Below are 1,364 nucleotides of genomic sequence, written 5' to 3' on the forward strand. Positions count from 1 at the left end.
ACAAGACATGGTATGATTGCGGCGGTCGCTCTCCGGGGGCGAACGAGGTCAGGTATGTTGGCCTCATGGATAAATGCCGTGAGGAGAACGACCTATGGAACACTATGCGGGTTTGGATGTTTCGCTGAAAGAGATTTCGATCTGTGTTGTGGATCGTGATGGCAAGACGATCGCGCGCGGCGCTTGCCCATCCGATCCCGAGAGTGTGGCAGGCTGGTTTCGAAACCGCTCGCTCATGCCGCGCCGGATTGTACATGAGAGTGGGAACTTGTCGATTTGGCTGCAGCGCGGGATGACGCGACTCGGGCTTCCGGCCGCCTGCATCGACGCGCGCAAGGCGCACAAGAGCCTCTCGGCCCGGCTCAACAAGTCTGACGCCTCCGATGCCGAAGGGTTGGCGCAGCTCGCCCGAACTGGCTGGTTCACGCCGGTTCACATCCGTAGCGAGGACGCCGACCGGCTTCGCAGCTTGGTAGGTGCGCGGGAACGGTTGATCCGGTTGCGCAAGGACCTCGAAGGCCACATTCGTGGCGTCCTCAAAACCTTCGGGATCCGTATGATCGGCATTGGCCAGGGGAAACAGAGGCAAGCGTTCCGCGATCAACTGGCGGCAGCGGGTAAGACCGACCCGGTTCTGCGGGCCATAGCCGATGCCTTCATCGCGACCCATGCCAAGTTGTGCCAAGTGGCGGACGACTTGGACAAGGCGGTGAGGAAAACGGCCAAGGTCCATCCTGTCGCGCGACGCCTGATGACAATCCCCGGTGTTGGTCCGGTCAACGCGCTCAGCTTCATAGCCTTGGTTGATGACCCCGCTCGGTTCAGCCGGACATCGGATGTGGGCGCTTTTCTTGGGTTGACGCCAAAGCGGCATCAGTCTGGCGAGATGGATTGGTCGGGCCGCGTTTCGAAATGCGGTGACGGTGCAATGCGCGGGCTACTCTTCGAGGCGGCGTCATCCGTGATCCACCAGGTGAAACGTTTCTCGCGGCTGAAAAGCTGGGCTGTACGACTGGCGGGACGGCGTGGCTTCCGCAAGGCGGCCGTCGCGACGGCTCGCAAAATCGCAGTGCTTATGCTGACGCTCTGGAAAAATGGAACTGACTATCAATGGACAAAGGAGGCCACCGCCTGATCTGAGTTCTCGCGTCTGACGCGGGGAGCGCAGTCCCGACGGGACGGAGGTTGATCGATCTCGCTGTAGAGCATGGGATGGCCAGAGCCACACCCCGCACAAGACATTGGAGACGATCCGCCGCCGAAAACCATCATGAGGCGCTCAATGCGACCTCGGAGAGAACCATGACCCCGGACGGACATCAACTTCCCACGCTTGACAAGGCCGCAATCAGAGAACGCTCTAC

1 protein-coding gene is annotated in these 1,364 nt (G+C 60.7%); it reads left to right on the plus strand.

Annotation, left to right across the window (positions count from 1 at the left end):
* The first annotated feature begins 94 nt into the window (after positions 1 to 94).
* On the plus strand, positions 95 to 1,135 hold the full coding sequence (locus ATO3_RS28335) for an IS110 family RNA-guided transposase (RefSeq protein WP_036562719.1): 1,041 nt from the start codon (positions 95 to 97) through the stop codon (positions 1,133 to 1,135).
* Positions 1,136 to 1,364 lie beyond the last annotated feature (229 nt).

Source organism: Marinibacterium profundimaris (genome assembly GCF_002210095.1).
GTDB classification, from domain to species: domain Bacteria; phylum Pseudomonadota; class Alphaproteobacteria; order Rhodobacterales; family Rhodobacteraceae; genus Marinibacterium; species Marinibacterium profundimaris.

Excerpts from the sequence above, each read along its gene's own strand:
- ATO3_RS28335 (WP_036562719.1), top strand. The coding sequence starts at position 95 with ATGGAACACTATGCGGGTTTGGATGTTTCGCTGAAAGAGATTTCGATC.